The organism is Streptomyces sp. GL_140 (genome assembly GCF_057834465.1).
This window is the reverse complement of record NZ_CM174404.1, coordinates 402,659-427,181: the sequence shown is the minus strand read 5'-3', so window position 1 is coordinate 427,181 and position 24,523 is coordinate 402,659. Positions and strand designations below refer to the sequence as shown.

The following is a 24,523-nucleotide window of genomic DNA, read 5'->3' as shown; positions in this document are numbered from 1 at the left end:
GGCGAATTCAGGACGATCTCGACGGGGACGGCTGGATTCGAAGGGGACGCACCCCACGGCATCCCCGTCACACGGTCCGAGGCGACCAGTGGGATTGGTGATACCTGTCAGGAACAACGGCACCGTGGTGACCCAGTGGATTGCTACGGCGGGGCCACCCAGGTCTGGCACGGGTGACACCGGCCCATAGGCCGGCACCGGTCGACGAACCGGTGCCGGCCGATGCGCGCACCGCCCACTGCGCACCGCGCACCGGCCGCCGGGCGGATCAGCCGAACCCGTGGGCGCCGAGTTCGGCATAGCGGGCGGACAGTTCGGCCATGTCGCGTTCGGCTCCCTCGCGCAGCCAGCGCCCGTACATCCCGGCCGCCTCCGTCGCCCCCAGGGCGCGGCCCGCGACACCCGCGGCCAGCGAACCCGCCGTCCAGCCGGAGAGGAGGGCCCGCAGCACTCCGTGCGAGGAGGCCGGGTCCAGCAGGGCGCCCGCGTCCCCGGCCACGAACCAGCCCGGCCCGGCGGCCCTCGGACACAGCCGCCAGCTGACGTCCGCCGACCGGGCCGGGCCTTCGGGCACCAGGCCCGCGAACTCCTCCGGGAGCCCGCCGGCCGGCCGCCCCTGCCGCGGTACGAACTCCAGCCGCATCCACTGGTACCGCCCCCGGCCGACCCGCGCGGTCCACGTCCAGCCGGTGCCGTCCGCGGCGATCGCCGGAGCCGCGTCCCGCTGCGGGCAGGACCCGGCCGCGTAGCCGTACCGGACCAGCAGCCTCGGCGAGCGCGGCGGGGCGGTCAGGCCCAGGGCGCGGCTCAGCCAGCGAGCGCGGCCCGTCGCGTCGATGACCGTACGGGTGCGCAGCGGCCCGGCCGTCCCGCCGCCCAGCCGGACCCCGGTCACCGCGCCGCCCTCCAGCACCGGTTCACCGACCCGGCAGCCGAGACGGACCTGCGCGCCCACCTCCCGGGCCCGGTCCAGCAGCAGCTCGTCCAGCCGCCGGCGGTCCACCTGGAAGCCGCGCCAGGGCCCGTTCTCGTCGCTCCCGAACGGCTCGAACCGCGGCTCAGCGCCCCACCCGACCGTGATCCCCTCGTGCCGGGCCCTGACGGCGTCCGCGAAACCGTCGGGCAGCAGCCGCGCCAGCAGGGTTTCGGCGCCCGGGTGCAGTGCCTCGCCCGGCCGGGTCACGGGTCCGGCCAGGCGTTCGACGAGGACGGTGCGCAGCCCGGCGCAGGCGCAGACGATCGCCGCCGCGCACCCGGCGGGCCCGGCCCCGGCGATCAGGACGTCGACGTCGGCGTCGGCGTCGATGCCGGGGACCGGGACGTCGGCGTCCGGGGCGGCGTCGGTGTTCACGACGGCGGCGTCGGGATCGAGGTGTCGCGCGTCCACGGCCCGCCGTCCCTGCGCAGCAGCACCGTACGGCCGTCGGTGTAGGCCGTGACGTCCTCCGCGATCTCCACCAGCACCTTCTGGATGTCGCCGGGGTCGCGGCTCTCCGTCCCCGGCCGGTAGATGCGGAACCGGCGCCGCCGGGGTCCGGCCAGGCGGCCTCCGGAGGCCCGTTCGGCCTCCGCGAGTCCCGCGTCGCCGGCTTCCACCGAGGTGAACGACAGTACGGCCCATGCCGACTTGGCCTTCAGGATCTCGATCACCGCCCGGTCCCCGAACCGGGTCACGAACTCCGGGTCGTGGATGCCCAGGCTCCAGTAGACCGCCGACATGGCCAGCACCCGGGACTTCGTCTCGGCGAGGTCCACGCGGGCGGTGAGGTGCGCGGTGAGCCGGTCCTGGGTGGTGATGTAGTCGGCCCGGTCGATGTCCTGGTACGCGGCCACCGTGCGGCCGCCGACGCTGCGGACCTCGGGTCCGTGGATCCCGTCCCACGGCAGCCGGCCCAGTCCGCGCACCTCCTCCATGCCGATCTCGGCATCGGTCAGCGGCACGATCGTCGGCCACGGGTAGGGGAAGCCGGGCGCGTGTTTGAGCGGGGTGAAGGTCCGGGTCGCGTCGGGCGCCACGGAGGGCCAGTAACTGCCCAGTGCCGCGCAGAGCTTGGCGTCCTCCAGGAAGGGGGTGCCGAGGCTGTGCACCTGCAGGTAGCGCTGGAGCGGGGCCCCGGGTTCGTTGTAGACCAGGCCCTGGCTCACCTCCCATCCCGGGTCGGTCAACCCGGCCGCCGCGTCCGGCAGGCCCGTGTACCGGCCGCGCGCGTCGTCGGGCAGGGGGCGGGCCACCGGATCGCCGGGTGCGGGCTGCCCGACCACCGCGGTGACGGTGTCGTCGTAGATGTCGAAGCCCTTGGGGAGGTTGATGTCACCGGCGAAGCGGAACTCCGAGAGCGGACGCGGCGGTACCGCCCACAGGGCGTCCCGGGTCTGCTCGGGTACGGAGGTCCGCCACCACGCGGCCAGGTCGTACTGGTTGACGTGCGGGAAGAAGTCCGGAGGGGCGACGCTGCAGAAGGCGGGCTTGAAGGTGTCGATGTCCGCCGCGAGCTGCGGGCAGTGGACGGAGACGAAGCCGTCCCCGGCGAAGTCGATCCAGTGCTGGGCCCGGTAGCCGCCCTTGCGGATGATCGATTCCATGTCCGGGTTGAGGTTGAGGTCCTCCAGCCGCCCGTCCTCGTGCAGGCGGTGGCGGATGTTGACGTACTCGGGGGAGCGCCGGTCGTTGTCCAGGGCGGCGCCCTGCAAGTACGTCGGCTCGGTCTCGACCGCGCCGGGGATGAGTTGGACGGAGGAGAAGTACAGGATGCCCGGGTCCTGGACCAGGTCGGAGGAGACGTTGAAGGTCAGCCACTCGCCCGCGAACCGGGCCCGGTTGGCGAAGGCGTGCGGCTGCGGGGCGAGGACGCCCGAGCCGTGGGCCTGCTGGGCGGGGAGCAGGGAGGCGATCCTGTCGCCCGGGATCGTGAACGGGAAGGCGTTCAGATCCTTGCCGGTCCACTCGGTCGGATAGCCCTGCTCCCGCAGGAAGAGGTGCATCCGCTTGAGTTTCTCGTTGGCCAGGTGGGAGTCGAGGGTGAGGGACAGGTCCAGGCCCGCGAGGCATTCCCGGCCGGGGAACAGTTTGTGCAGCGGCACCCAGAAGGTCCGCCCGTCGTCGCCGGAGACCACGCTGCGGGGCCCGAAGCGCCGGCTGTCGGCGCCGGTGACCTGCATGGCGAGGTACGGGGCGAAGCGCTGCGGCACCGTGTGGAAGGCGAACGGCTGCTTCGGGTCGAGGGCGGCGAACTGCCGGCCGCGGGCGTCGTAGCGGGGTCCGGTGGTGCCCATGCGGGTGATGCCGGTCCGGGAGAAGCAGAGGTCGGCGTGGCGGCCGTGCACGGAACCGGTGGCGTCGCGGTAGTCGAGGGCGAAGACGACGACGCCGAGCGGGTTGTCCCCGGCGGTCTCCCGGATCCTGTCGAGGGCCGGCGGGCGGACCCCGTAGACGTAGTTCTCGACGGCTTCGATCTCGGCGAGGGTGGGGAACTCGCCCAGCGCGCGGCCGTGGCCGTCGGTGAGTACGGAGGCCGAGGCGAAGGCGTGGTAGAGCAGGCTCCGTGCCGGATTCCCCGGCTCGATGCCGCGGGCCGGCAGGTCCGGTGCGAAGTCCCCGAAGCCGGGTACCGAGCGGTCGAGCGCCGGGATCTCCTTGGCCAGCTCGGCCGCCAGGTCGGGGGCGCCGATGTCCAGGACCCCGCGGGTGACGGTACGCAGGAGCGTGCGCCAGCCCTGGTCGGCGAGGCGGGCGCAGGCCTCCGCGACGGCCTGGGCCAGGGGTCTGGACGGTGGCGAGGCCATGGCCTCGTACTGCACGGCGAGCCCGGGGAAACCGAGCAGGAGTCCGCCCGCGGCGGCCCCCTTCATGAGATCGCGCCGAGAGAGCTCCACGTCGTCCGCCTCCTGGGGTGTGCCGGGTCCCCTCACCGATCGGTGATTCTGACGGCTGGGGCGCGGGCGGCACGCGAGCGACGCGGGATTGCCGCCGAACGGGGTAGTGGGCCGCAGACCGGGCGACCCGCACCCTCACACGAACGGTGGTCCCCGCCATCCGAGATCGGATGGCGGGGACCACCGCACTGCCCGGATCCTGGTGGACCGGCCTACTTGGACTGCGTGGAGAGGCTCACGCCGCTGAAGTCCTGTGCGGCGGCGAGGCTGAAGTAGACCCAGCCGGACGGCGGGTTGTCGATCGTCAGGGTCTCGCCGTTGCCGGCGTTGGTGGACTTCGCCTGGTAGCCCGACGTGGTGGCCCAACTGCCGCCGCCGTAGTACAGGTCGGCGTTGCCGGTGCCGCCGCTGCTGGTGATGGTCAGCTGCTTGACCCCGGCAGGCAGGTACACGAAGTGGTAGCTGTAGTTGCCGGTGACGGCCGCGAGGTTGTCCCGGCGGCAGTTCCCGTCGAACTGGCGGGGGTCGCTGATGGTGCACAGCGGGGTGGACGGGGCCTCCGGGAGGGGGCCGCAGTCGCTGGTCGCGCAAGCGGTCGTCAGCCAGGTGGTGAAGCCGGCGTCGTAGCCGGTGCCGATGGTCTGCTTCAGGAGGGCGCGGGCGCCGTTCCAGTCACCGGCGCGGTACTTGGTGAGCAGGGTCTGCATGTCGGCGGGGTGCGCCTGGAGCATGTAGCGGACCGCGAGCCAGCCCCATCGGTAGACCCGGTTGGAGTTGACGTCGGGGTCGGCGTCCTGGCCGTAGACGGTGTCGAACAGGTCGCTGAGCTTGTAGGTCCCCTTGCCGGCTTCGGCGATCGCGTCGGCGTTGCGCACGCCCCGGTAGCCGTACGAGATGTTCTCCGCGATGCCCTCGACCCACCAGATGGTCGGCGTGGTCAGGCTCGCGTCGAAGTCGCCGGCCATGTTGTAGCGGCCGTCGAGGTAGTGGGTGTACTCGTGGTTGAGGTTCCAGATCTGGAAGTCCGGGCGCAGCCAGTGGGCCTCGTGGGCGATGAAGCGGGCCTGGTTGCCGGCGGCGGCCGGGTTGCCCTCCTCGTACATGCCGCCGTTGTCGACGTCGATGTTGTAGATGGCCCAGGCGTAGAGCGAGTACTGGGTGTAGTCGTCGAAGACGACGACCTCGAGGCTGGTGTTCACGTCACCGGGGATCGCGCCCTTGTCGCCTATGACCCGGTGGAAGTAGGCGTCCTGGTTGACCAGGCTGGTGCAGGTGCCGTCCAGCTGCCCGGGGGACATGTCCTGGGCGCGGATCTTCAGCCCCGGGGTGCAGGTGTGCTGGATCGGCAGGATCGCCGGGAGCACGCGCTCGCCCAGGTCGCAGATGGCGTAGGCCGCGCAGTTGTTCTTGTCGTACTGGCGCGTGTACCAGCCCAGGTTCATGGTGATCGGCGCGGTGGGGCCGACGTTCGGGTAGCGGTTGATCAGGTCCTTCAGCAGCGGCCGGACTCGGTCCTTGAGCTCGGGCACGTCGAGGGCGTAGCCGAGGTAGCGGCCGACGTTGCTGACGACGTCCAGGCGGTTGAGCTGCGCGCTGTTGCGCGTGATGAAGCCGGCCCAGGTGTCGAGGACGGCGGGGTCGGCCTTGAGGGCGGCCCGCCAGCCGCGGTCGTCGTTCTTGGCCTTGAAGCCGTTCTCGACGACCCACTCGACGTGCTGCATGGCGAGGTTCATCTGGCCGGGCCAGGTGCCGTCGTAGCTCGCGAGCATCCACTTGACGACGCCGGCGTACCGGCCGGCCGCGTGGGTGCTGTCGATCAGCGTGACGACCTCGTTGAAGATCTCGCCGTTGGCGTCGGTGACGTCCTTGCTGCGCGGGGAGGCGAAGAAGGCGTCCAGTGCGCCGCGCGCGGCGCCGTCCAGCGACGTGCCGTAGTCGCCGACGACGCTCGCGTTGTTGTCCTGCACGTAGTAGCCGGCGCGCAGGAACAGCACCAGCTGCCCGACGGAGGCGTTGTTGCTGCCCGAGTAGGTGGCGGAGGCGTCGCGCAGGGCATTGGCGACGGTCACCATCTGGGCCTCGCGGAAGGCCTTGCGCGCGTTCTCCCCGGTGAGGTTGAACAGCGGGTACGTACAGCTGATCCGGGGGAGGGCCTTGAGCTGCTGCACCAGCGCGCTGCCCGTGGCGTTGATCACGCCGGAGAGGTCGCCGCACTCGTCCGCGGCGGCGGCCAGGGACTGCTGACCGAGCTTGGAGGGCTTGACGGGCTTCACGGTCGGGGCTGCCACCGGGGCGGGCGCCGGGGCGGACTCCTCGACGCTGTCCTGCGAGGAGATCCGGAAACGGGGGATGCTGCTCAGCGCATCGGGCGACTTGGGGACCGGGATCGACCGCGGCGCCGGGGCCGGGGTTCCCTTCGCGTGCGCGGCGGCCGGGGTGGTGGCTGCTGCGGCGGAGGCCTGGCTCTGTGGAGCGAACAGGCCGAGCGTGATGAAGACGGCTGCGCCGAGCGCGGGAAGTCTGCGCGCGTTCGCCTTCGATATCCGGAAGGGATGCATCTGTGGGGGCCTCCGGGGCCGTTGTGGCCGCGTGTGCTGGCATGAACACGGGCGGCGTTTGATGTGTGACATGTAAAATTTCACATGTCGCATCACGCCGTAAGGTTTTTGGCCAGATTTATCGGCCACCGAAACTGAAACGTTGTCAACTTCCGGCACAGACCCACGCCAACCACCCGCACCGGACTCCGAGGTAAGACGGGCGCCGGTGCTCTGGCCGACTCGGGCCGAAGCGTCATTTATGCTTCAAGGCGGCCGCGGGGCGGTGGCTCGTCGCCGTAGGCGGCAAACTCCGGCACGGTCAGCCGGTCAGCCGGTCAGCCGGTCAGCCGGTCGGACCGGTCGAGGAGGGCGCCGTCCTGCGTCGGGGCCTCGGTCCGGACGGGGACCGCGTGACGCCGATCATGAAGACCTTGGGGAATCGAGTGATCGCCGACACGCGTTTCAGTGCTGTGGCGCGCCCGGTGCACCCGCCCGCGAACACAAGACCCCCAGGGAGAAGCGAGGTATGCCAGTGATCTGCGTCGGAGGCATGATCGGAATCGGCAAGACGAGCGTGGCCGAGCTGCTCGCCAAGGAGCTGGGCAGCGAGGTCTTCTACGAGAGCGTGGACGACAATCCGATCCTTCCGCTCTTCTACACGTCGAGCCCCGAAGAGATCCAGGCGAAGCGCTACCCCTTCCTGCTCCAGCTCTACTTCCTGCAGACACGGTTCGCCGCCATCAAGGAGGCGTACAAGCAGGGGGACAACGTCCTCGACCGCTCCATCTACGAGGACTGGTACTTCGCCAAGGTCAATCACGACCTGGGCCGGATCAGCTCCCTCGAGATGCAGGTGTACGAGGGCCTGCTGAACGAGATGATGCGCGAGATCGACGGCCTGCCCTACCGCAAGGCACCCGATCTCATGGTCTACCTCAAGGCTGACTTCGAGACGGTGCTGCACCGCATCGGGCTGCGGGGCCGCGACTTCGAGCAGGACGAGAGCCTCGTCGAGTACTACCGGACCCTGTGGTCCGGCTACGACGACTGGGTGCACAAGCACTACTCGGCCAGCGAAGTCCTCGTCATAGACATGAACAGGACCGACGTGGTGAACAACCCCGAGGACGCCGTCCGCGTGGCCCAGGAGGTCAAGGACGCCCTGGCGGCGAGCAGGCTCCGGGCCTGAGGCCGGGCCCGCTCCCGGAGCGGGCGCCTGCCGGGCCGGAGGACGGGACCGGGGCCGGTGTCACTGGTCCTGGATCCGCCGGAAGGGCCGCTCGGCCTCCAGCTCGAACGCGATCTCCAGCAGCTTCCGCTCGGCACCGGGGCGGGCGGAGAACATGACGCCGATGGGCAGCCCGTCCACCGTCGCGCTCGTGGTGGGCACCGAGACCGACGGAGTGCCCACGACGTTGTCGACCGGCGTGAACGCCACGTACGCGAGGATCCGCTGGATCAGCTCCGAGTAGGGAACCGTCGGGCTGAGGTGGCCGATCGGCGGCGTGGTGTGGGCGAGCACGGGCGACAGTACGAGGTCGAGGCCGCGGAAGGACGCCGCGTACGCCTCCTTCGTGCGCCTCAAACGCCGCATCACGCCGGGAGTCCGCCGCCAGTTGCGCAGGTACTCCTCGCGAAGACCCCGGCTGAGGCCGTCCATGCGGCGCCGGTCGAAGTCCTCGCCGAGGGTCCGGCCCGTGGCGCCGAGGAGGAAGGACAGCATCCCCCAGTACGTCAGGAAGTCGTCGGTGAAACTCGGGTCCATGCTCAACTCCACCGGTTCCACGGTGTGTCCGATCCTTCCGAGCATCGTCGCGGTCTGCGTGACCGCCGCCCGGGTGGCTGCGTCGGAGCGGACGCCGTTCGGCGAGTCCAGCAGGAACCCGATGCGCAACCGTTGCGCCGAGGGGCCTTCGACCAGGCCCAGCGGCGGCAGCTTGGGGCTGCGCCAGTAGGTCTCCGCGGCGGCGAGGAACGCGGCGGCGTCCCGCACGGAACGGCTCACGATGCCGTCGGATATGAGGTCGAGGGGCATCTGGCGGCCCAGGGCGCTCTGCACGACCCGCCCCCGGGTCGGCTTGAGGCCGACCAGTCCGCAGCAGGCCGCGGGTATCCGGATCGAACCACCGCCGTCGTTGGCGTGCGCGATCGGCACCGCGCCGGCAGCGACCAGCGCCGCGCTGCCGCCCGAAGAACCGCCCGCCGAATGGCCCGTGTGCCACGGGTTGCGCACCGGCTCCGCGCCGTCGTACTCGGTGCTCGGGCTGAACCCGAACTCGGGCAGCCGGGTCTTGCCCAGCACCGTGACGCCGCTGCTCAACAGCTGCCGGGTGAACGGAGCGTGCCGCCGCGCCGGTCTCGGCCGGAAGGAGGTGCTGCCGTGGCCGGTGGGCAGCCCCTGGTAGTCGGTGTTGTCCTTGACGAAGACCGGGACACCGGCGAAGGCGCCCTGCGTCCCGGCGGCGTGCGCCGGGCTTTCGGCGCGGACCTGAACCGCGCCCAGCCGCGCGTCGACGGCCCGCACCCGCTCCCCGGCATCCCGGGCGGCCTCGGCGGGGGAGACCTCGCCCCGCCGGATCGCCGCGGCGAGGCCGACGGCGTCGTGCTCTCCCAGGGAGTCGTCCCGGAAGGCGTGCACGATGGTCCGTTCGTCGAAAGTCGTCACCGCTGCCTCAGCCCCCGCCGTGTGGATGGTCGACCGCCATCATTCCGTACCACCGAGTAACACGCGAGGGGGTTCGTCAACTCATTCGATCTCGCCGAGGCCGGGCTCGACCGGCTAGCCGGCGACCGCCCGGGCCCTGAACGTCTGCCGGTACACCATCGGCGCGACGCCGATCGCATGTGCCATGTGCCGTCGCAGTGAGGCGCCCGTACCCAGGCCCGCCTCCTGCGCGATGCGGTCCACCGGCAGGTCGGTGACCTCCAGCAGCCGCCGGGCGTGCTCGATGCGCTGCCGGGTGAGCCACTGGCCGGGCGTCATCCCGACCTCGTCGCGGAACCGGCGCGAGAAGGTCCGTACGCTCATGCCCGCGTGCCGCGCCAGCTCCGCCAGTGCGATCGGGCGGCCGAGCCGGCTCAGGGCCCACTCGCGGGTGGCAGCGGTGCTCGCCTGCGAGATCTCGGGCACCGGCCGTTCGATGAACTGGGCCTGCCCACCCTCCCGCCACGGCGGCACGACACACAGCCGGGCGACCCGATTGGCCACCGCGCTGCCGTGGTCCCGGCGCAGCAGGTGCAGACAGAGGTCGACCCCGGCCGCGACGCCGGCGGCCGTGAGGACCTGGCCGCCGTCCACGAAGAGGACGTCCGCGTCGACCACGACCTGGGGGAAGGCCCGCTGGAAGTGTTCCGCCTCGTTCCAGTGCGTGGTGGCCCGGCGTCCGTCCAGGAGGCCCGCGGTGGCCAGGACGTACGAGGCCGTGCACATCGAGACGATCCGTGCGCCGGCCGGGAGCCGGGAGAGGGTCCGGGCCAGTTCGGCGGGCAGCCAGTCCACGGATCCGGGGTCCGCGCCGTCGGCTCCGGGCCCGCAGATGAAGGGCGGGATGACGAGGGTGTCGGCGGTGGCGACGGCCTCGCCGCCGTGCTCGACCGTGATGCTGAAGTCGGCGCTGGTGCGGACCGGGCCGCCGTCGAGGCTGCAGGTGAGGATCTCGTAGAGGGGCTCGCCGTCGGGGCCCTCGGCCGTGCCGAAGATACGCACCGGAATGGTCATCTCGAAGGGGTAGACCCCGTCGAGGGCCAGGACGACGACCCGGTGGGTCCGCTCAGAGGGCATGGCCAGATCTTTTCACATCGTGTCACTCCGGCCACTCGTCCGCCCGGATACGGCCCGGCATCCTTGATCACATGGCGACGACGAAGACGACGAACACGACGAACATGACGAAGAAGATGCATACGACGCATCCGACCAAGGCGCGGCACGAGCAGGCCGCCCGGACCATGCGGGCCGTCACCCAGACCGCCCTCGGCGGCCCCGAAGTGCTCCGTCTCACCGAGACCGCGCGCCCCGAACCCGGCCCCGCCGAGGTGCTCGTACGGATCCACGCCACGGCCGTCAACCCCACCGACGTCTGGCACCGCGCCACCGGCGGACTGGCGGGCGCCGACGCATCGCCCGTCCCCCTCGGCTGGGACCTCTCCGGCACCGTCGAGGCCGTGGGCATCGGCGTCACCCTCTTCCGGCCGGGCGACGAGGTGTTCGGCATGCCCCGCCACCCGGCCCCGGCCGGCACCTACGCCGAGTACGCGACCTCACCCGCCCGGCACCTCGCCCACAAGCCCGCCGGACTCGACCACGTACAAGCCGCCGCACTCCCGCTGGCCGCCCTCACGGCCTGGCAGGCCCTGGTGGACACGGCCGACGTGCGGCCGGGGCAGCGGGTACTGGTGCACGCGGCGGCCGGGGGAGTCGGACACCTGGCCGTCCAGATCGCCAAGGCGCGCGGCGCGTACGTGATCGGAACCGCGAGCGCCGCCAAGCACGCCTTCGTCCGCTCGCTGGGCGCCGACGAGGTGATTGACTACCGCACCACCGACTTCGCCGAGGTCGTGTCCGGCGTGGACGTCGTCGTGGACACCATCGGAGGCACGTACGGCCCGCGCTCGCTGCGCACCCTGCGCCCCGGCGGCATCGTGGTCTCCCTCGCTTCACCGGACGAGGCGGCCCTGGCCGAGGAGGCGGCCGAGCTCGGGGTACGGGCGGTGTTCATGGCCGTGGAGGCCGACCACGCGGGGATGCGGGAGATTGCCGCGCTCGCCGAACGGGGCGAACTGCGCCCGCACATCGCCCAGGTGCTCCCGCTGGCGGAGGCGGGCAGGGCGCACGAGCTCTCCCAGTCGGGGCGCACCAGCGGCAAGATCGTACTGACCACCGGGGCCATCGCGGCCACCACGAACGCAGACGCGACACAGGGAGTCCGACCGTGACCACGTACATCCTCGTCCCCGGAGCCTGGCACGGTGCCTGGACCTTCGAACCGCTCGCCCGCGACCTACGGAGCTCCGGCCACCACGCCTATCCGCTGAGCCTGACCGGACTGGGCAGCCGCAAACACCTGTTGACCCCCTCGGTGAACCTGGACACGCACATCGCGGACGTGGTGAACCTGCTGGAGGACGAGGCGGTCACCGACGCCGTGCTGGTCGGCCACAGCTACGGGGGCATGGTCATCACCGGCGCCGCCGACCGGGTCCCGGAGCGGGTGAAGGGACTCGTGTACGTGGACGCGATGGTCCCCGAGGACGGTCAGTCCACCTGGTCGCTGGTGAGCGACAACGAGCGCGAGTGGTACCTCGACGGCACGGGAGTGAACGGATACACCAGCGCCCCGCTGCCCTTCTTCGACCCGCGCGCCACACCGCACCCGCTGGCCTCGCTGCTCCAAGCGGTGCGCCTGGAGGGGAACTTGACCCGCATCGCCGAGAAGTCGTACGTGTACGCCACCCGATGGCCGACCCCGTCGCCGTTCACGGAGCTGTACGAGCGGCTGAGCGGATTGCCGCAGTGGCGTACGCACGCCGTCGAGAGCGGCCACAACGTCATGCGGGAGGCGCCGGACCAGCTGTTGAAGGTGCTCCTGAGCCACGGCTGATCTCACCCGCACCGGCGGCGGGGCCACGGGAGCCCCGCCGCCGGCGGTCGGCCACGGCTCTACGCGGTGGCCAGGGCCTCCAGGGCGGGAACCGTTTCGGCCGGGGTGGGCAGGGCGGCGTTCTCCGCCCGGAGGCGGGCCGCGGCCTCGCGCAGGGCCGGGTCGGTGACGAGGCGGGTCAGGAGCGGGGCGTCGATGCCGTCGGAGGTGGATCGCAGGGCGGCGCCGGTCGCGGTGAGCGCGGCGGCGTTGGTGAAGTGGTCGGCGCCCTGGGGGAGGAGGAGCTGGGGCAGGCCGGCCTGCAGGGCGGTGAGGAGGGTGCCGGAGCCGCCGTGGTGGATCAGTGCGTCGGAGGCGGTCAGCAGCTCGGCGAGCGGGATCCAGGGCAGCGGGTGGACGTTGTCGGGGAGGGTGCCGAGCGGGGTGAGGTCGGCGTCGCCGACGGCGAGCTGGAAATCGGCGTCCACCGAGGCGGCGGCCTCGATCAGGCGGACGATGGCGCGGACTCCGTCCAGCTCGGTGAGCACGGTGCCCAGTGTGATGACGACGCGCGGGCGGCTGCCGCGGCGGAGCAGCTCGGCGGGGACGGTGCCGCCACCGTTGTAGGGGAGATAGCGCATCCGCAGGCCGCCCGGGTCACCGCCGAGCGAGGCGGGCACGATGTTCAGCGCGGTGGGCTGCGCGGGGCCGGCCACCCCGTACGTCTCGTAGGCCTCGGTGAAGTTGCGGGCGAGCCGGCCGACCATGTCGAGACCGGAGGTGACGCCGAAATTCTGGATCACCGAAGGGATCTTGAGCTTGGCCGCGACCAGCGGGGCCGAGGCCTGGAAGGAGTCGTAGACCAGCAGGTCGGGGCCCCAGCTGTCCGCGACCTCCAGCAGGCCGTCGACGGTGGGGCGGGAGAGCATGGCGAAGCCGTGGGCCGCCCTGTCGAGAATCTGGTCCGTAGTCATGTCGGGGGCGACGTACCGCGGTTCCTCGCCGGTGGACTGCTCGAGCACTTCCCTGATGGTCCGGCCGTCGCCGATCTCCACGATCGGGAATCCCGCCTCGCGGAGCCGGTCCAACGGCTGTGAGCCCGCGAACAGCACCTCGTGTCCGGCTGCGCGCAGGGCCTGCGCGGTGGGGATCATCGGGAAGAGGTGGCCGGCCGCGGCCGGTCCGGTGAAGAGTATGCGCACGGTTCTCCTTGCTCAAGGTCTCTCGTTACACGGCGGCTTGTGCGGGTCGCCATGGTTCTCTTCGATGAACTGTCGGGAAGACGACCCGTGTTCCCCGAAAGGGGGTCGAAAACCGGACGTTCTGGTACGGGCCCGAAGCGAAGGCCGAAGACCGTGCGCGCCCGGCGGGGCGAGGCGAAGCGGGGCTAGGGGGAGGAGCCGTCACCGCTGGCCGGGCCCGATGACGGCGAGCCCCGTCTGCTCGGCGAGCCAGTGCGCGTACGGCTCCCGCATCTGGCGGCCGTCGATCACGTTCGCGTTGATCGCCGCCACGAAGGGGTCCTCGATGCTGCCGACCGGCTGGTCGCGCAGTTCGCACTCCACGGGCAGCCGCCCTTCGTACGTGGCCGGATCGGCCGGCAGTCCCGGCCCCTGCACGCCGAGGACCAGCGCGGGCTGGCCCCCCACGGCACCCCGTGGAACTCCCCAGGGTGAAAACGTGGGGCCCGCGACCGCAAGCAGAGCAACCTGCGTTGTGCGGGACCTCTCCCGGGATGAGGTTGGACTCTCGACCAGTCGTGAGACCCGGGAGGCGCTCGGTGCAAGGAGTCGGCCAGGCCAAGTGGACCGCAGGTGCGATGGCGGTTGCCCTCGCGGCGACGGCATGCGGCGGCGGGAGCGGTGCTGGGAGCGGCGGCGGGAGTGGCGGTGGCAGCGCCGACGCGATCGTCAGGTCCTCCTGGGGTGACGCGCAGAGCCCCCTGGAGCCGGGCAACACCAACGAGTCGGAGGGCGGAAAAGTCCTGGGCATGCTCTTCCGGGGCCTCAAGGAGTACGACGCGAGGACCGGCGAGGCCAAGGACGTACTGGCCGAGAAGATCGAGACGCCGGACAGCCGGCATTTCACCATCACCATCAAGGACGGCTGGAGGTTCAGCAATGGCGACCCCGTGACATCGCGGTCGTTCGTCGATGCCTGGAACTACGCGGCCGACGTGCGCAACAAGCAGAAGAACAGCGCGTACTTCTCCGACATCGTCGGTTACGAAGACCTGCACCCGGCCACCGGCGAGCCCAGGGCCAAGTCCATGTCCGGCCTCGTCGTCAAGGACGACAAGACCTTCACGGTCGCCCTCAAGAAGAAGTACGGCGCCTGGACGCAGACCCTCGGGTACCAAACCTTCTTCCCGCTGCCCAAGGCCTTCTTCACCGACCACGAGGGCTGGCTGAAGAAGCCCGTCGGCAACGGCCCGTACACGGTGGACTCGTACCACAAGGGCGCCGGACTGAAACTGCGCAGGTGGGACGGCTACCCGGGCGAGGACAAGGCGCGCAACGGCGGCGTGGACCTGAAGGTCTACACCGACAACAACACCGCCTACACGGATCTGATCGCCGGGAACCTCGACCTGGTTGACGACATCCCTGGGCCCCAGCTGAAGCAGGTCCGGAAGGACCTCGGCGACCGCTGGATCAGCCGGCCCGCCCTCGTCATCCAGACCCTCGCCTTCCCGATGTACGACCCACAGTGGGGCAAGGAGGGCATGAGGAAGGTCCGCAAGGGCATCGCGATGGCGGTCGACCGCGACGAGATCACCCGGCAGATCTTCCACGGCACCCGCACCCCGGCCAAGGACTGGACCTCCCCGGCCCTCGGCGCCAAGAGCGGCTTCTCCGACACCGCGTGCGGGGAGGTCTGCACGTACAACCCCACCGAGGCCAAACGCCTCATCCAGGAGGGTGGCGGCCTGCCCGGAGGCAAGATGACGCTGACCTCGAACGTGGACGCCGGCTCGCACCGGGAGTGGATGGACGCCGTCTGCAACAGCATCAACAACGCACTCGGCGAAGGCCCGGTCTGCACCGTCAACCCGATCGGCACCTTCGCCGACTTCCGCAACCAGATCACCGAGCACAAGGCCCCTGGTCCCTTCCGGTCCAGCTGGCAGGCCGACTACCCGTACATCCAGGAGTTCCTGCAGCCGCTCTACTACACCGGAGCCGCCGCCAACGACGCGGGGTTCAGCGACAAGCGCTTCGACAGCCGTATCGACGCGGCCAACGAGGAGACGGACGTGGCCCGGGCGACCCGGCAGTTCGTGGAGGCCGAGAAGGTCCTCGCCGAGGAAGTGCCGGTCATCCCGCTCTGGTACCAGAACGGAACCGTCGGGTTCTCGAAGCGGCTCTCGAACGTGACGCTCAACCAGTTCGGAGGCCCGGTCTACAACCGGATCACGGTCGGCTGACGTCCGGCGGCCGCGAGTCCCCCACGGCCGGACGCCCGGACGGCCAGGGGGTCAGTCGAAGATCTCGCTGGACCAGTACTGCTTCACGCACCGCTCCGGGTCACCCTGGTCGAAGCCCAAGCTGTAGGCCGTGGTCCGCTCGTACTTGCTCCCGTGCGGGTGCACGACCCCGCCGACCACGTGGTCCCCGACGGAGGTCAAGGCCTCGATGGCGGCGGTCAGATCGGCTCTGTCCACGTACCCCTGCTCCTGGGCATGACGGCTCCACGCACCGCTGAAGCAGTCCGCGATCAGCTCCGATTCCTTGACCGGGAACTGCCGGCCCTGCGCGTCGAGGACGGCCTTGTCGTTCTTCATCAGCACGATGTCCCGCCAGCCCCGCTGCTCCATGTAGGCGTGCTGGACCTCGTGGCCGTACTCATGGGCCAGGACCGTCGCCACGGCGAAATCGCCGCTCTCCTCGCGCAGCTTCATGGCCTCGTTGATCGGGAAGAAGATGCCGCCCGTGTACGTGGTGCCCTGCTTGCTGGTGTAGCGGTCCGCCGGGCAGTAGAAGATGTCGGGCGTGCTCGATGTGACCGGTTCGGGCTGGCAGGCGGTCGGGAAGCTCTCGCCCGCCATCGGGATGGCGTAGTAGGCGGAGGGTGCGGTCAGGCCGAGCTCCTTGAAGTGCGCCGCCCAGTAGTCGGCGATGCTCTCGAAGGAGAAATCCAGGTACTTGGCCATTCCCTCGGGCGTACCAGTGGGTATGTCCTGTGCGTGCTCCGGTGGGCCGGTGGGTGTGGGCGGCGGCACCGTGGTGGCGGCGGCCGTGCCGGGCGCGAGGCCCGTCGTCATGATCAAAGCGGTGAGCAGCCCCGAGCACAAGCCGACAAGCCGTTTGCGGTGTCGCATGGCGATCTCCCGACGAGTGACCCCACCTCCACCGTGCGCCCGGGAGCGGCCTGCGGCAATCCGGGCGTCCCGGGCCGCCCGGCGAGGCCATGGATGACGGATGATGAACGATTCAATTATTTTCCTTCTATTACCGCATTCGGATTACTCGTGATCATCCGCGAGTTCTTCCGTGTTTATGATTCCCGCTCTATGAAGGAAAGTCAGAACCGCCAAACGTTACGCGAATCGGCCGACGTGGTCGTTCTCGGCGCCGGCCCCGCCGGCCTCGTGCTCGCCAACCTCCTGCTCGCCGCCGGGATCGACTGCGTCGTCCTCGAACGCGCCGATCGGTTACAAGTCCAGACCCGGGCCCGGGCCGGCTTCCTCGCGCCGAACACCGTACGGATCCTGGACCGCCACGGCCTGGCCGCCGGGCTGCACCGCCACGGACGCACGCACGGTACGTGCGAGTTCCGCACCGGCGACGGCCGCTTCCGCCTCGAGTACGGCGCACTCGGCCGTGGCGAGCAGCACACCGTCTACCCGCAGCAGAATCTGTTGACCGACCTCCTGGCGCACTACTGCGAGGCCGGTGGCCGGATCCGCTTCCGTACCCAGGCGCTGGCCGTCCACGATGCCGACGGCGCCCGGCCGTACGTCACCACCCACGACCCGGACGGCCGTCCCACCCGGTGGGACGCCCGGTACGTCGCCGGCTGCGACGGCCGGCACGGAGCGGCCCGCCGCTCGCTGCCCCCCGACACGGTGCGCCACCACCACGACCACGGAGTGAGCTGGCTCGGCCTGCTCGCCGAAGCTCCGCCCAGCCTCGATGCCGTCGGCTACGCCGTCCACGACCACGGCTTCGCCGGCCACATGGCCCGCAGCCCGCAGGTCACGCGCTACTACCTCCAGTGCCGGCGCGGTGCCGCCGCCGACGAGTGGTCCGAGGAGCGGATCTGGGACGAGCTCGACCTGCGGATGTGCGCCGCGGAGCACGGCCCGCTGAGCAGGGGGCCGATCATCGAGCGCGGCATCGTCGACCTGGCGTGCGACGTGGTCGAACCGTTGCGCCACGGCTCGCTCCTGCTCGCCGGTGACGCCGCGAGCCTGACCGCCCCCGCCGCCGCGAAGGGCGCGAACCTCGCCGTCCTGGAGGCGGAGATCCTGGCCGGAGCCCTGGTCGAGGCCCTCGCCGGGGGCGACGACTCGGCCTTCGACCGCTACTCGGCGCAGTGCCTGGCACACATCTGGCGTGCCCAGGAGTTCACCCAGTGGATGACCGGGCTGCTGCATACGATCCCCGGTCAGGACAAATCAGGCGGATCGTTCTTTCATGCCTCCCTGAGACGTGCCCGCCTCCACTCCCTGCGCACCTCGCGTGCCCACCAGGACTGGTTCGCCGAGAACTACGTCGGCGTATGACCACGGTCCCTCCCGATCCACCCCTGCCCCACCCGGCCCAACCCGACCCGGTCCAGCCCACCACGCCCCGCTCCGCCCCAGAAACCGCCCGAGGAAACCTCCCCGATGACGACGACCTTCTCCGACGAAGCGACCCTCCCCGACGAAGCGACCCTCCCTGACGAGGCGACGCGCCCCGCCGGATCGCCACTTTCGGGCGAAACGATGCTCCCCGACGACACGGCCCGCCTGCGCGCGGCGGCCGCCTTCGTACGGGAACACGACACCACGACCCTGCTGCCCCTCCTGTTGCCCGGCCTGCGCGACCCGGAACTGAAGTCGCTGGCCGCGCACTGCCGGTTCGCCCATGTGGGCCTGCTGCTCTTCCCGACCGACCCGCAGGATCTGCGCAGCCGACTCGCCGACTGCGGGCTCGCCCCCGACACCCCGTCCCAACCCAGCGTCGTCGTACGGGACCGGCTCGCCCGGCGCCACCGCCGCGGCGCGGGCGAACTCGACGTCCGGATCCTGCGCCCGCGGGTCCACGGCCCGGCCGGGGAGCGCCGCGCGGTGGAGGTCTTCGCCCTCACCGTGCCCGCCGGCTCGGACCTGGAAGCGCTGGCCGCGAACGAGCGCGCCCGGAGCCACGAGGCCCACCTGGCCTTCGAACTGCAGCACCCGGACCCGCTGGTGCTGCGCGGCCTGTGCGCGGTGCTCACCCGGTACGGCGCCCGGCCCGACGGCGGCGGGTACAACCCGCACGAGGACGGCACCGTCCTCTACTTCACCACCTCCGCGGGCGAGGCCTGCGGCTACCGGCGCATCGAGCTCTACATGCCCGGCGACCACCGGGACGCCCTCGCCGCCCACCTCGCCGCCGACCTCGACGAGCGCCCGAGCGCGGGTCGGCCCGCCGAAACGCTCCTCCACCTCCTCACCGGAGCGTGGACCACACAGGCCCTCGCCGCGTTCGCGCGCCTGCGGCTGCCCGAAGCCATGGACACCGACGCCGCCACCAGCACCCGGGACCTGGCCCGTCGCACCGCCACCCACCCCGACAGCCTCGCCACGCTCCTGCGCTACCTCGCGATGCTCGACGTCGTGGCCGAGGACACCGAGGGACAGGACGGCTTCCGCCTCACCCCGCTCGGCGCCCTGCTCCGTGAGGACTCCCCGGACACCATGCGCCCACTGGCCCTGATGTATGCGGGCCCCTTCTACCGGTCCTTCGCCGCCCTCGACCACACCGTACGGACCGGAGAGCCGGCCTTCGACCACCTCTTCGGCGAGAACCACTTCGACCACTTCGTCCGCGACCCCGAACTCGCCGACCTCTTCGACCGCTCCATGGCGGCGAGTTCACGCATGTTCCGGCCGCTCCCCGACCACCCCGTGATCACCGCCGCGGCCCAATCACCCACCCCCCGGACCGTCGTGGACGTCGCAGGCGGCAACGGCGAACTCCTCGGCCGCATCCTCACCGCACACCCGAACCTGCGCGGCACGCTCCTGGAGCGCCCCCACGCCATCGAAGCCGCCCGCCGCTCGCTCGACGCCGCGGGCTGCGGCGCCCGCTGCGACTACCGCAGCGGCGACTTCGCGGACGTGCCGCACGGCGGCGACGTCTACGTCCTCTCCCGCATCCTGCACGACTGGGACGACGACCGGTGCCGGGAGATCCTGCGCCACTGTGCCCAAGCGATGCCCGCCCACGCCGACCTGCTGATCATCGAGCGGCTCCTGCCCGCCGACGGTTCCTCCTCGCTCGCCACGGCATGGGACCTCCACATGATGTGCAACGTCGGCGGCCGCGAGCGCAGCGGCGAGCACTACGCCCGACTGCTCGCCGACGCCGGACTGGAACTGCGGGACCGCACCCCCCTGCCCCTGGAGGCGTACGTCCTGCACGTCCGCAAGGCCCCCGTCGCCACCGGGACCACGGCGGAGCCGCGGCGCACGGAGCCGGCCGCGGTCGGATAGCGCAGGTCGGCGAGCAGGCCGTGGCGCTGCGGCGGCGCCTCGGCCACCCCGCCTACCGGCGCCATGGGCGCAGGAGTTCGGTGGCGCCCACATGAGGGTGATCCACGGCGCCGACCAACCCCGAGTCCCCGTCGACGCCGTTGTACGCCTGCCGGCCCCACCGCCCTCAGGAGCGCCCCCGTGACCGAACTGGCCTCACCCGAGATCCCTTTCCCCCGCGCCGACCCCGGGCCCGGGCCCGCTGCGACAGACCCTCGGCGAATGGCGCATCGGGACCGGGGACGGCCTAGGTCCGATCGCTCCGCGATGCCGGGTCGTGGGGCGCCGTGAGCAGGGCGAGTACCTTGCCGAGTTCTTCGCGCACCCCTTCGTCGGTGATGATCCCGTCCGCGCCGACCATCCGGCGATCCACCGGCATCGTCACGCAGGCCGACTCGACGATGTCGGCGCCCGTGTAGCCGAGTACGGTCCGCAGTGTGGCCTGGGCCCCCGTGCCTCGGCCGGGGGCGGCCGAGTTGACCCAGGCCACGGGCTTGTCGCAGATTTCGGTTCCGCCGACCGTCCAGTCCAGCAGGTTCTTGAACGACCCGGGAAGCGTGCCCGCGTACTCCGGGGTGCAGATCAGGACGGCGGTCGCCTCGTCGATCGCCCTGCGCAACGCGGCCACGGGAGCGGGCAGCGGCTCCGTGTCCTCGTCGGGGTTGAAGTGGGGCAGCCCCGCCAACCCCTCGTAGAAGACGGTGCGCGACGACGAGGGGGCCACGGACTGTGCGGTGCGCAGCACGGACTCGTTGGAGGAGTCGGCCCGCAGGCTTCCGGACAGCAGGAGGATCACGGGTGCCGTAGTCATCCGCTCAACCTACCGCGCGCTGCCGGGGTCGGTCAGTCGGTGTCGCTCGCCAGCTCGAGTGCGAGTGCCTGGAGGAGCTCCTCGGTCGAGGTTTCCGAGTCCGTGGCGTCGTAGGAGTCCGCCACGACCTCGAAAGCCAGCACGAACCCGTTGACCAGGGCGCTCAGCGGACGGGAGAGCTGGTCCAGCACGGCGCGTCCGATCTCCTCCGGATCGCCGGTGGCGGGTACGAGGAACTCGGTGGGTGTCACCTCCCCGAGCAGCTGCGACACGTAGTCCGTCCCCACACCGCTGCGCAGGCCGGTGAGTGCCGCGATGGCCTTGAGCTTGATCTCGTTGTCCCTCATGCGGCGAGCGTAAGTGCACTCCGGCCGTACGGGAGTGGCCTCGGCACGGCGTCCGTCGGCGGACGGGCCGATGCCCCGGCGCGGGTGGTGCGTCGCGTCAGGGCATTTCGTCCGGATCGCAGCTCGCCCGGCGCAGGCCGATCGTGCGAAGGGCACGCACCCCTTGAAAGACGCCGAGCCCGTCCGCGTCCTGGCCGAGGCCGCCGGCGCCCAGGGTGAGCACGGTGATGTCGGGGAGCAGTACGCGGGCGTGCACCAAGCGGTCCGGTCGATCGGCTCGGAGCGGTGATCCGTATTCGGGACAGGCTTCAGGCGGCTCGAATCTCGACCGATATCGCAATTGGCGATGAGTTCGGCCGGTTCGGAGAGTCTCATCACCATGAGAGCCATCACGGGAGGAAGCACATGGGTCAGCTACTGAGGGTCCAGAATTTCTGCGTTTCGAGCGACGGGATCGGTGCCGGTGAGGACCAGACCCTTGAGAGGCCGTTCGGTCATGTATCGCCCGAGAGGCTGTTCTCGTGGGCCGGTGCCACGGCGAGCTGGCCGATGCGCACCGATCCCGGGGGGAGCCGGGGCCTGGACGACTACTTTACGCGGGACTACGCGCGCGACATCGGCGCGGAGATCATGGGCCGCAACAAGTTCGGGCCCCAGCGGGGGCCCTGGCAGGACCACGACTGGCAGGGCTGGTGGGGTGACGAGCCCCCGTTCCGTACTCCGGTGTTCGTCATGACCCACCATGAGCGGCCCTCGTTCACGCTCTCCGACACGACGTTCCACTTCGTCGCGGGCGACCCTGCCGCGGTCCTCGGGCAGGCCCGTGAAGCGGCGCGGGGCAAGGACGTCCGGCTCGGCGGCGGAGTGAGCACCATCCGGCAGTTCCTGGACGCCGACCTCGTCGACACCATGCACGTGGTGGTTTCGCCGGTGAAGCTCGGGTCCGGACTGCGGCTCTGGGAATCCCCCGACGAGCTGCTCGACCGGTTCCACTTGGAGGTCGTGCCCAGCCCGAGCGGTGTGACGCACCACCTGTTCTGGAGGAAGTGAACCGGCCCCCTCCTGTTCCCGGCTCCACCGGAACGCTGCCACCCGTCGCACGTGGGCAGGGGCTGCTATCCCGGCCGCCCCGCGTCCGGTGCGGCCGGGATGCGGAGGGTGAAGGTGGTGCCGGGGCCCGGGTGGGAGGGCCGGGCGGTGAGGGTGCCGCGGTGGCGGTGGGCGATGTCCCGGGCGATGGCGAGGCCGAGCCCGCTGCCGCCGGTGTCGCGGGTACGGGCCTCGTCGAGGCGGGTGAAGCGTTCGAAGACCCACTCGCACTCGTCGGCGGTGAGGGCGGTGCCGTCGTTGTGGACGGTGACCGTGCACGTGCGGCCGTCGTCGGTGACGTCGAGGACGACCTCGGCGTGCGCGTGTCGTACGGCGTTGTCGAGGACGTTGCGCAGCAGCCGGTGCAACTGGAGGCCGTCGCCGCGCACCGGCGCCTGGTCGGGTGCGCTGTTCAGGGTCACGGGACGGTTCAGGTGCTGGTACTCGTGGACGAGTTCGCGGCTGAGTCCCGCGAGGTCGATCAGCGAATGAGTGGTGGGGTGCTCGGGGAGGGCGAGCAGCAGGAGGTCCTCGGTGAGGCCGTGGATGCGCCGGGTGGCGGCGAGGGCGTCTTCGAGGGTTTCGGTCGAGTCGATGCGGTCGGGGTGGTCGAGGGCGGTTTCGAGCTGGTAGCGCAGGGCTGCGAGGGGGGAGCGCAGCTCGTGGGCGGCGTCGGCGACGAAGCGGTGCTGCCGGTCGACGGCGTCCTCCAGCTGATCGAGGGTGGCATTCGTCGTCTGGGCGAGGGAGCGGATGGGGTCACGGCCCTCGGGGACCGGCACCCGGCGGTCGAGGCTGACATCGGTGATCTCGGAGACCTCGCGGCGGATCGCTTCGACCGGCCGCAGTGAGCGCCGCGCGGCGGCCCAGGCCGTCGCGGCGACCAGGAGCGCGGCGGCCGGGACGCCGGCTGTCAGCGGGGTGGTCAGCGCGGCGACGGCCTGGTCGGCGTTGTAGGGCGGGACGAAGACGTAGAGGACGGACCGGCACGATCCGTCGGGTTCGGTGGGGTGGTCGCACTTGCCCGCCGGGGTCGTGACGGCTGTGGCGTAGACGGTCATGGTGCTGTGGGCGAGCTCGTGGGCCTGCCAGTGGGCGAGCTGGTACTTGCCCTCCCCGGACAGGTTGAAGGGGCCCGGTCGCCGACCGCCGTCAGGGCTGTGGAAGCGGGCGCGCTCCTGCTCGTCGATGCCCCCGGTATGAACGGTGCCGGCCGCGGGCCAGCCGGTCTGCCGACCGGGAGCCGGGTCCGCGGGCGGCGGCGGGAGCAGCCCCTGCACACCCGCGAGGTCCAGGGCTCCTCCCGAATCGGTGACGACGCGGCCCGTCCGGTCGATCTGGATGAGGGGCCAGCCGAACAGCTCGTCGGAGATGTCCCGCTTGCCCGCGGCCGCCTGCCCGGCCAGCTGCACGGACAGCTCGATCCCGCGTTCCTCGGACGTGCGGTAGACCTCGTCGTGGACGTGCTGGTGGAGCCATGCGGCGCCGCCGCCGAACAGGACGAGAGCGGCGAGACCGGCCACGAGCGCGGTGCGGACCTGGGCGGGCAGCCTCCGGACCAGGGTGGGCGTCCGTAGGGCACGCCGCGTGGGCCTCGTGGTCGTGGGCCTCGTAGGTCCCGGACGCCGCGGGTCAGACGTCACGGCGTTCCTGGCGGGAGTCCAGGCGGTAGCCGTGACCGCGAACGGTTTCGATGCTGTGCGTAGCGAACGGGGTGTCGACCTTCTTGCGCAACGCGGAGATGTAGACCTCCACGATGGCGGTGCCGCCGGCGTACGCCGGATCCCACACCTCGTCGAGGATCGCCTCCTTCGACACCGCCTGGTCCGGTGTGTGCATCAGGCAGGTGAGGATCGCGAACTCCGTCGGGGTCAGGGCGAGCTCGCGGCTGCCGCGGCCCGCGCGGCGGGCGGCGAGGTCCACCCACAGGTCACCGGCGCGCAGGACGGACCCCCTGTCGGTGCTCGTACGGCCCCGGCGCAGCAGGGCGCGCAGCCGGGCGAGGAGGACGACGGAGGCGAACGGCTTGACGAGGTAGTCGTCGGCCCCGGTGTCCAGGCCCTCCGCCTCGTCGTAGTCGCCGTCCTTGGCGGTGAGCATCAGCACGGGCGTGTCCACACCCGCCGCGCGCAGGGCGGAGCAGACCCGGTACCCGTTCAGTCCGGGAAGCATGATGTCCAGCACGATCACCGCGTGATCGCCGGCCAGGGCCCGTTCCAGCCCGCGTGTCCCATCGCCGACGAGTTCGACGCGGTAACCCTCGGCAGCCAGGCCGCGCCGCAGGGCGGGGCCGAGCTGGGGATCGTCCTCGACGACCAGGATGTCGTTCATGCGTCCAAGGCTTACATGAGCCCTGCCCTCGTTCCCAAAGAGGATCTTCAGGATCTTTGGGGCATCTTCAGGTCCGCTCTCGCATGCTGACCGCGGCCGGTCGAGAACGCCTCCACCGAACGGCCTTTCTCATTCCCGGAACCGCGTCACCGCCTCCGCCTCCGCCCCGTGCGCGGGGCGCTGCCGCGACAGCGACGCGGTACCGGCCGGGCACGAGTTGGTTCGTG

The 24,523-nt window shown here is 71.2% G+C and carries 20 protein-coding genes; 7 read left to right on the top strand and 13 right to left on the bottom strand.

The window, feature by feature from the left end:
• Window positions 1-268: 268 nt before the first annotated feature.
• From AC3IYJ_RS02170 to AC3IYJ_RS02160, 3 genes are all read right to left on the bottom strand, one after another.
• The gene (locus AC3IYJ_RS02170) at window positions 269-1,387 is read right to left on the bottom strand and encodes an NAD(P)/FAD-dependent oxidoreductase (protein ID WP_489399629.1); all 1,119 of its coding nucleotides are present in this window, start codon (window positions 1,385-1,387) and stop codon (window positions 269-271) included.
• Window positions 1,348-3,873, bottom strand: a complete 2,526-nt coding sequence (locus tag AC3IYJ_RS02165) for a twin-arginine translocation signal domain-containing protein (protein ID WP_489399628.1) — start codon at window positions 3,871-3,873, stop codon at window positions 1,348-1,350. Before AC3IYJ_RS02165 ends, AC3IYJ_RS02170 begins: the two co-directional genes overlap by 40 nt.
• 212 nt (window positions 3,874-4,085) lie before the next feature.
• Window positions 4,086-6,431 carry a M9 family metallopeptidase gene (locus AC3IYJ_RS02160; protein WP_489399627.1) on the bottom strand — a complete coding sequence of 782 codons (2,346 nt, stop codon included), beginning with the start codon at window positions 6,429-6,431 and terminating at the stop codon, window positions 4,086-4,088.
• 508 nt (window positions 6,432-6,939) lie between these two features.
• Between AC3IYJ_RS02160 and AC3IYJ_RS02155 the strand changes: the two genes are divergently transcribed.
• A complete protein-coding gene (locus AC3IYJ_RS02155) occupies window positions 6,940-7,602 on the top strand; it encodes a deoxynucleoside kinase (protein WP_489399626.1) in 663 nt (220 codons plus the stop codon).
• 60 nt (window positions 7,603-7,662) lie between these two features.
• On the opposite strand, the gene AC3IYJ_RS02150 is transcribed toward AC3IYJ_RS02155, so the two are convergent.
• Both AC3IYJ_RS02150 and AC3IYJ_RS02145 read right to left on the bottom strand, forming a co-directional pair.
• Window positions 7,663-9,078: an amidase gene (locus tag AC3IYJ_RS02150; protein ID WP_489399625.1), complete on the bottom strand. Its 1,416-nt coding sequence runs from the start codon at window positions 9,076-9,078 to the stop codon at window positions 7,663-7,665.
• A gap of 114 nt (window positions 9,079-9,192) precedes the next feature.
• The gene (locus AC3IYJ_RS02145; protein ID WP_489399624.1) at window positions 9,193-10,194 is read right to left on the bottom strand and encodes a GlxA family transcriptional regulator; all 1,002 of its coding nucleotides are present in this window, start codon (window positions 10,192-10,194) and stop codon (window positions 9,193-9,195) included.
• 116 nt (window positions 10,195-10,310) lie between these two features.
• Between AC3IYJ_RS02145 and AC3IYJ_RS02140 the strand changes: the two genes are divergently transcribed.
• Window positions 10,311-11,348, top strand: a complete 1,038-nt coding sequence (locus AC3IYJ_RS02140) for an NADP-dependent oxidoreductase (RefSeq protein ID WP_489402659.1) — start codon at window positions 10,311-10,313, stop codon at window positions 11,346-11,348.
• A complete protein-coding gene (locus AC3IYJ_RS02135) occupies window positions 11,345-12,013 on the top strand; it encodes an alpha/beta fold hydrolase (protein ID WP_489399623.1) in 669 nt (222 codons plus the stop codon). The genes AC3IYJ_RS02140 and AC3IYJ_RS02135 overlap by 4 nt, the downstream gene beginning before the upstream one ends.
• A gap of 59 nt (window positions 12,014-12,072) precedes the next feature.
• Here AC3IYJ_RS02135 and AC3IYJ_RS02130 read toward each other — a convergent pair whose 3' ends face one another.
• Both AC3IYJ_RS02130 and AC3IYJ_RS02125 read right to left on the bottom strand, forming a co-directional pair.
• Window positions 12,073-13,194: a nucleotide disphospho-sugar-binding domain-containing protein gene (locus tag AC3IYJ_RS02130; protein WP_489399622.1), complete on the bottom strand. Its 1,122-nt coding sequence runs from the start codon at window positions 13,192-13,194 to the stop codon at window positions 12,073-12,075.
• A 201-nt stretch (window positions 13,195-13,395) separates the two neighbouring features.
• Window positions 13,396-13,641 (bottom strand): hypothetical protein, encoded by a 246-nt coding sequence (locus AC3IYJ_RS02125; RefSeq protein ID WP_489399621.1) that lies wholly within the window; start codon window positions 13,639-13,641, stop codon window positions 13,396-13,398.
• 131 nt (window positions 13,642-13,772) lie between these two features.
• On the opposite strand from AC3IYJ_RS02125, the gene AC3IYJ_RS02120 reads away from it, so the two are divergent.
• Window positions 13,773-15,419 (top strand): peptide ABC transporter substrate-binding protein, encoded by a 1,647-nt coding sequence (locus AC3IYJ_RS02120; protein WP_489399620.1) that lies wholly within the window; start codon window positions 13,773-13,775, stop codon window positions 15,417-15,419.
• Between the two features lie 51 nt (window positions 15,420-15,470).
• On the opposite strand, the gene AC3IYJ_RS02115 is transcribed toward AC3IYJ_RS02120, so the two are convergent.
• Window positions 15,471-16,373, bottom strand: a complete 903-nt coding sequence (locus AC3IYJ_RS02115; protein WP_489402658.1) for a neutral zinc metallopeptidase — start codon at window positions 16,371-16,373, stop codon at window positions 15,471-15,473.
• A 132-nt stretch (window positions 16,374-16,505) separates the two neighbouring features.
• On the opposite strand from AC3IYJ_RS02115, the gene AC3IYJ_RS02110 reads away from it, so the two are divergent.
• Complete coding sequence (locus AC3IYJ_RS02110; protein ID WP_489399619.1) at window positions 16,506-17,720, top strand: 4-hydroxybenzoate 3-monooxygenase; 1,215 nt, start codon at window positions 16,506-16,508, stop codon at window positions 17,718-17,720.
• A 204-nt stretch (window positions 17,721-17,924) separates the two neighbouring features.
• Window positions 17,925-19,679 (top strand): methyltransferase, encoded by a 1,755-nt coding sequence (locus tag AC3IYJ_RS02105; RefSeq protein WP_489402657.1) that lies wholly within the window; start codon window positions 17,925-17,927, stop codon window positions 19,677-19,679.
• 286 nt (window positions 19,680-19,965) lie between these two features.
• On the opposite strand, the gene AC3IYJ_RS02100 is transcribed toward AC3IYJ_RS02105, so the two are convergent.
• The 3 genes from AC3IYJ_RS02100 to AC3IYJ_RS02090 form a co-directional block, all read right to left on the bottom strand.
• A complete protein-coding gene (locus AC3IYJ_RS02100; RefSeq protein WP_489399618.1) occupies window positions 19,966-20,529 on the bottom strand; it encodes an NADPH-dependent FMN reductase in 564 nt (187 codons plus the stop codon).
• Between the two features lie 32 nt (window positions 20,530-20,561).
• Window positions 20,562-20,876 carry a hypothetical protein gene (locus tag AC3IYJ_RS02095; protein ID WP_489399617.1) on the bottom strand — a complete coding sequence of 105 codons (315 nt, stop codon included), beginning with the start codon at window positions 20,874-20,876 and terminating at the stop codon, window positions 20,562-20,564.
• Window positions 20,877-20,973: 97 nt separating this feature from the next.
• Complete coding sequence (locus AC3IYJ_RS02090; RefSeq protein ID WP_489399616.1) at window positions 20,974-21,132, bottom strand: hypothetical protein; 159 nt, start codon at window positions 21,130-21,132, stop codon at window positions 20,974-20,976.
• A 149-nt stretch (window positions 21,133-21,281) separates the two neighbouring features.
• Here AC3IYJ_RS02090 and AC3IYJ_RS02085 point away from each other — a divergent pair, with 149 nt between their 5' ends.
• On the top strand, window positions 21,282-21,926 hold the full coding sequence (locus tag AC3IYJ_RS02085) for a dihydrofolate reductase family protein (RefSeq protein WP_489399615.1): 645 nt from the start codon (window positions 21,282-21,284) through the stop codon (window positions 21,924-21,926).
• 65 nt (window positions 21,927-21,991) lie between these two features.
• Here the strand turns inward: AC3IYJ_RS02085 and AC3IYJ_RS02080 are convergent, their stop codons facing one another.
• A complete protein-coding gene (locus tag AC3IYJ_RS02080) occupies window positions 21,992-23,608 on the bottom strand; it encodes a sensor histidine kinase (RefSeq protein WP_489399614.1) in 1,617 nt (538 codons plus the stop codon).
• The gene (locus AC3IYJ_RS02075) at window positions 23,598-24,296 is read right to left on the bottom strand and encodes a response regulator transcription factor (protein WP_489399613.1); all 699 of its coding nucleotides are present in this window, start codon (window positions 24,294-24,296) and stop codon (window positions 23,598-23,600) included. Before AC3IYJ_RS02075 ends, AC3IYJ_RS02080 begins: the two co-directional genes overlap by 11 nt.
• Window positions 24,297-24,523 lie beyond the last annotated feature (227 nt).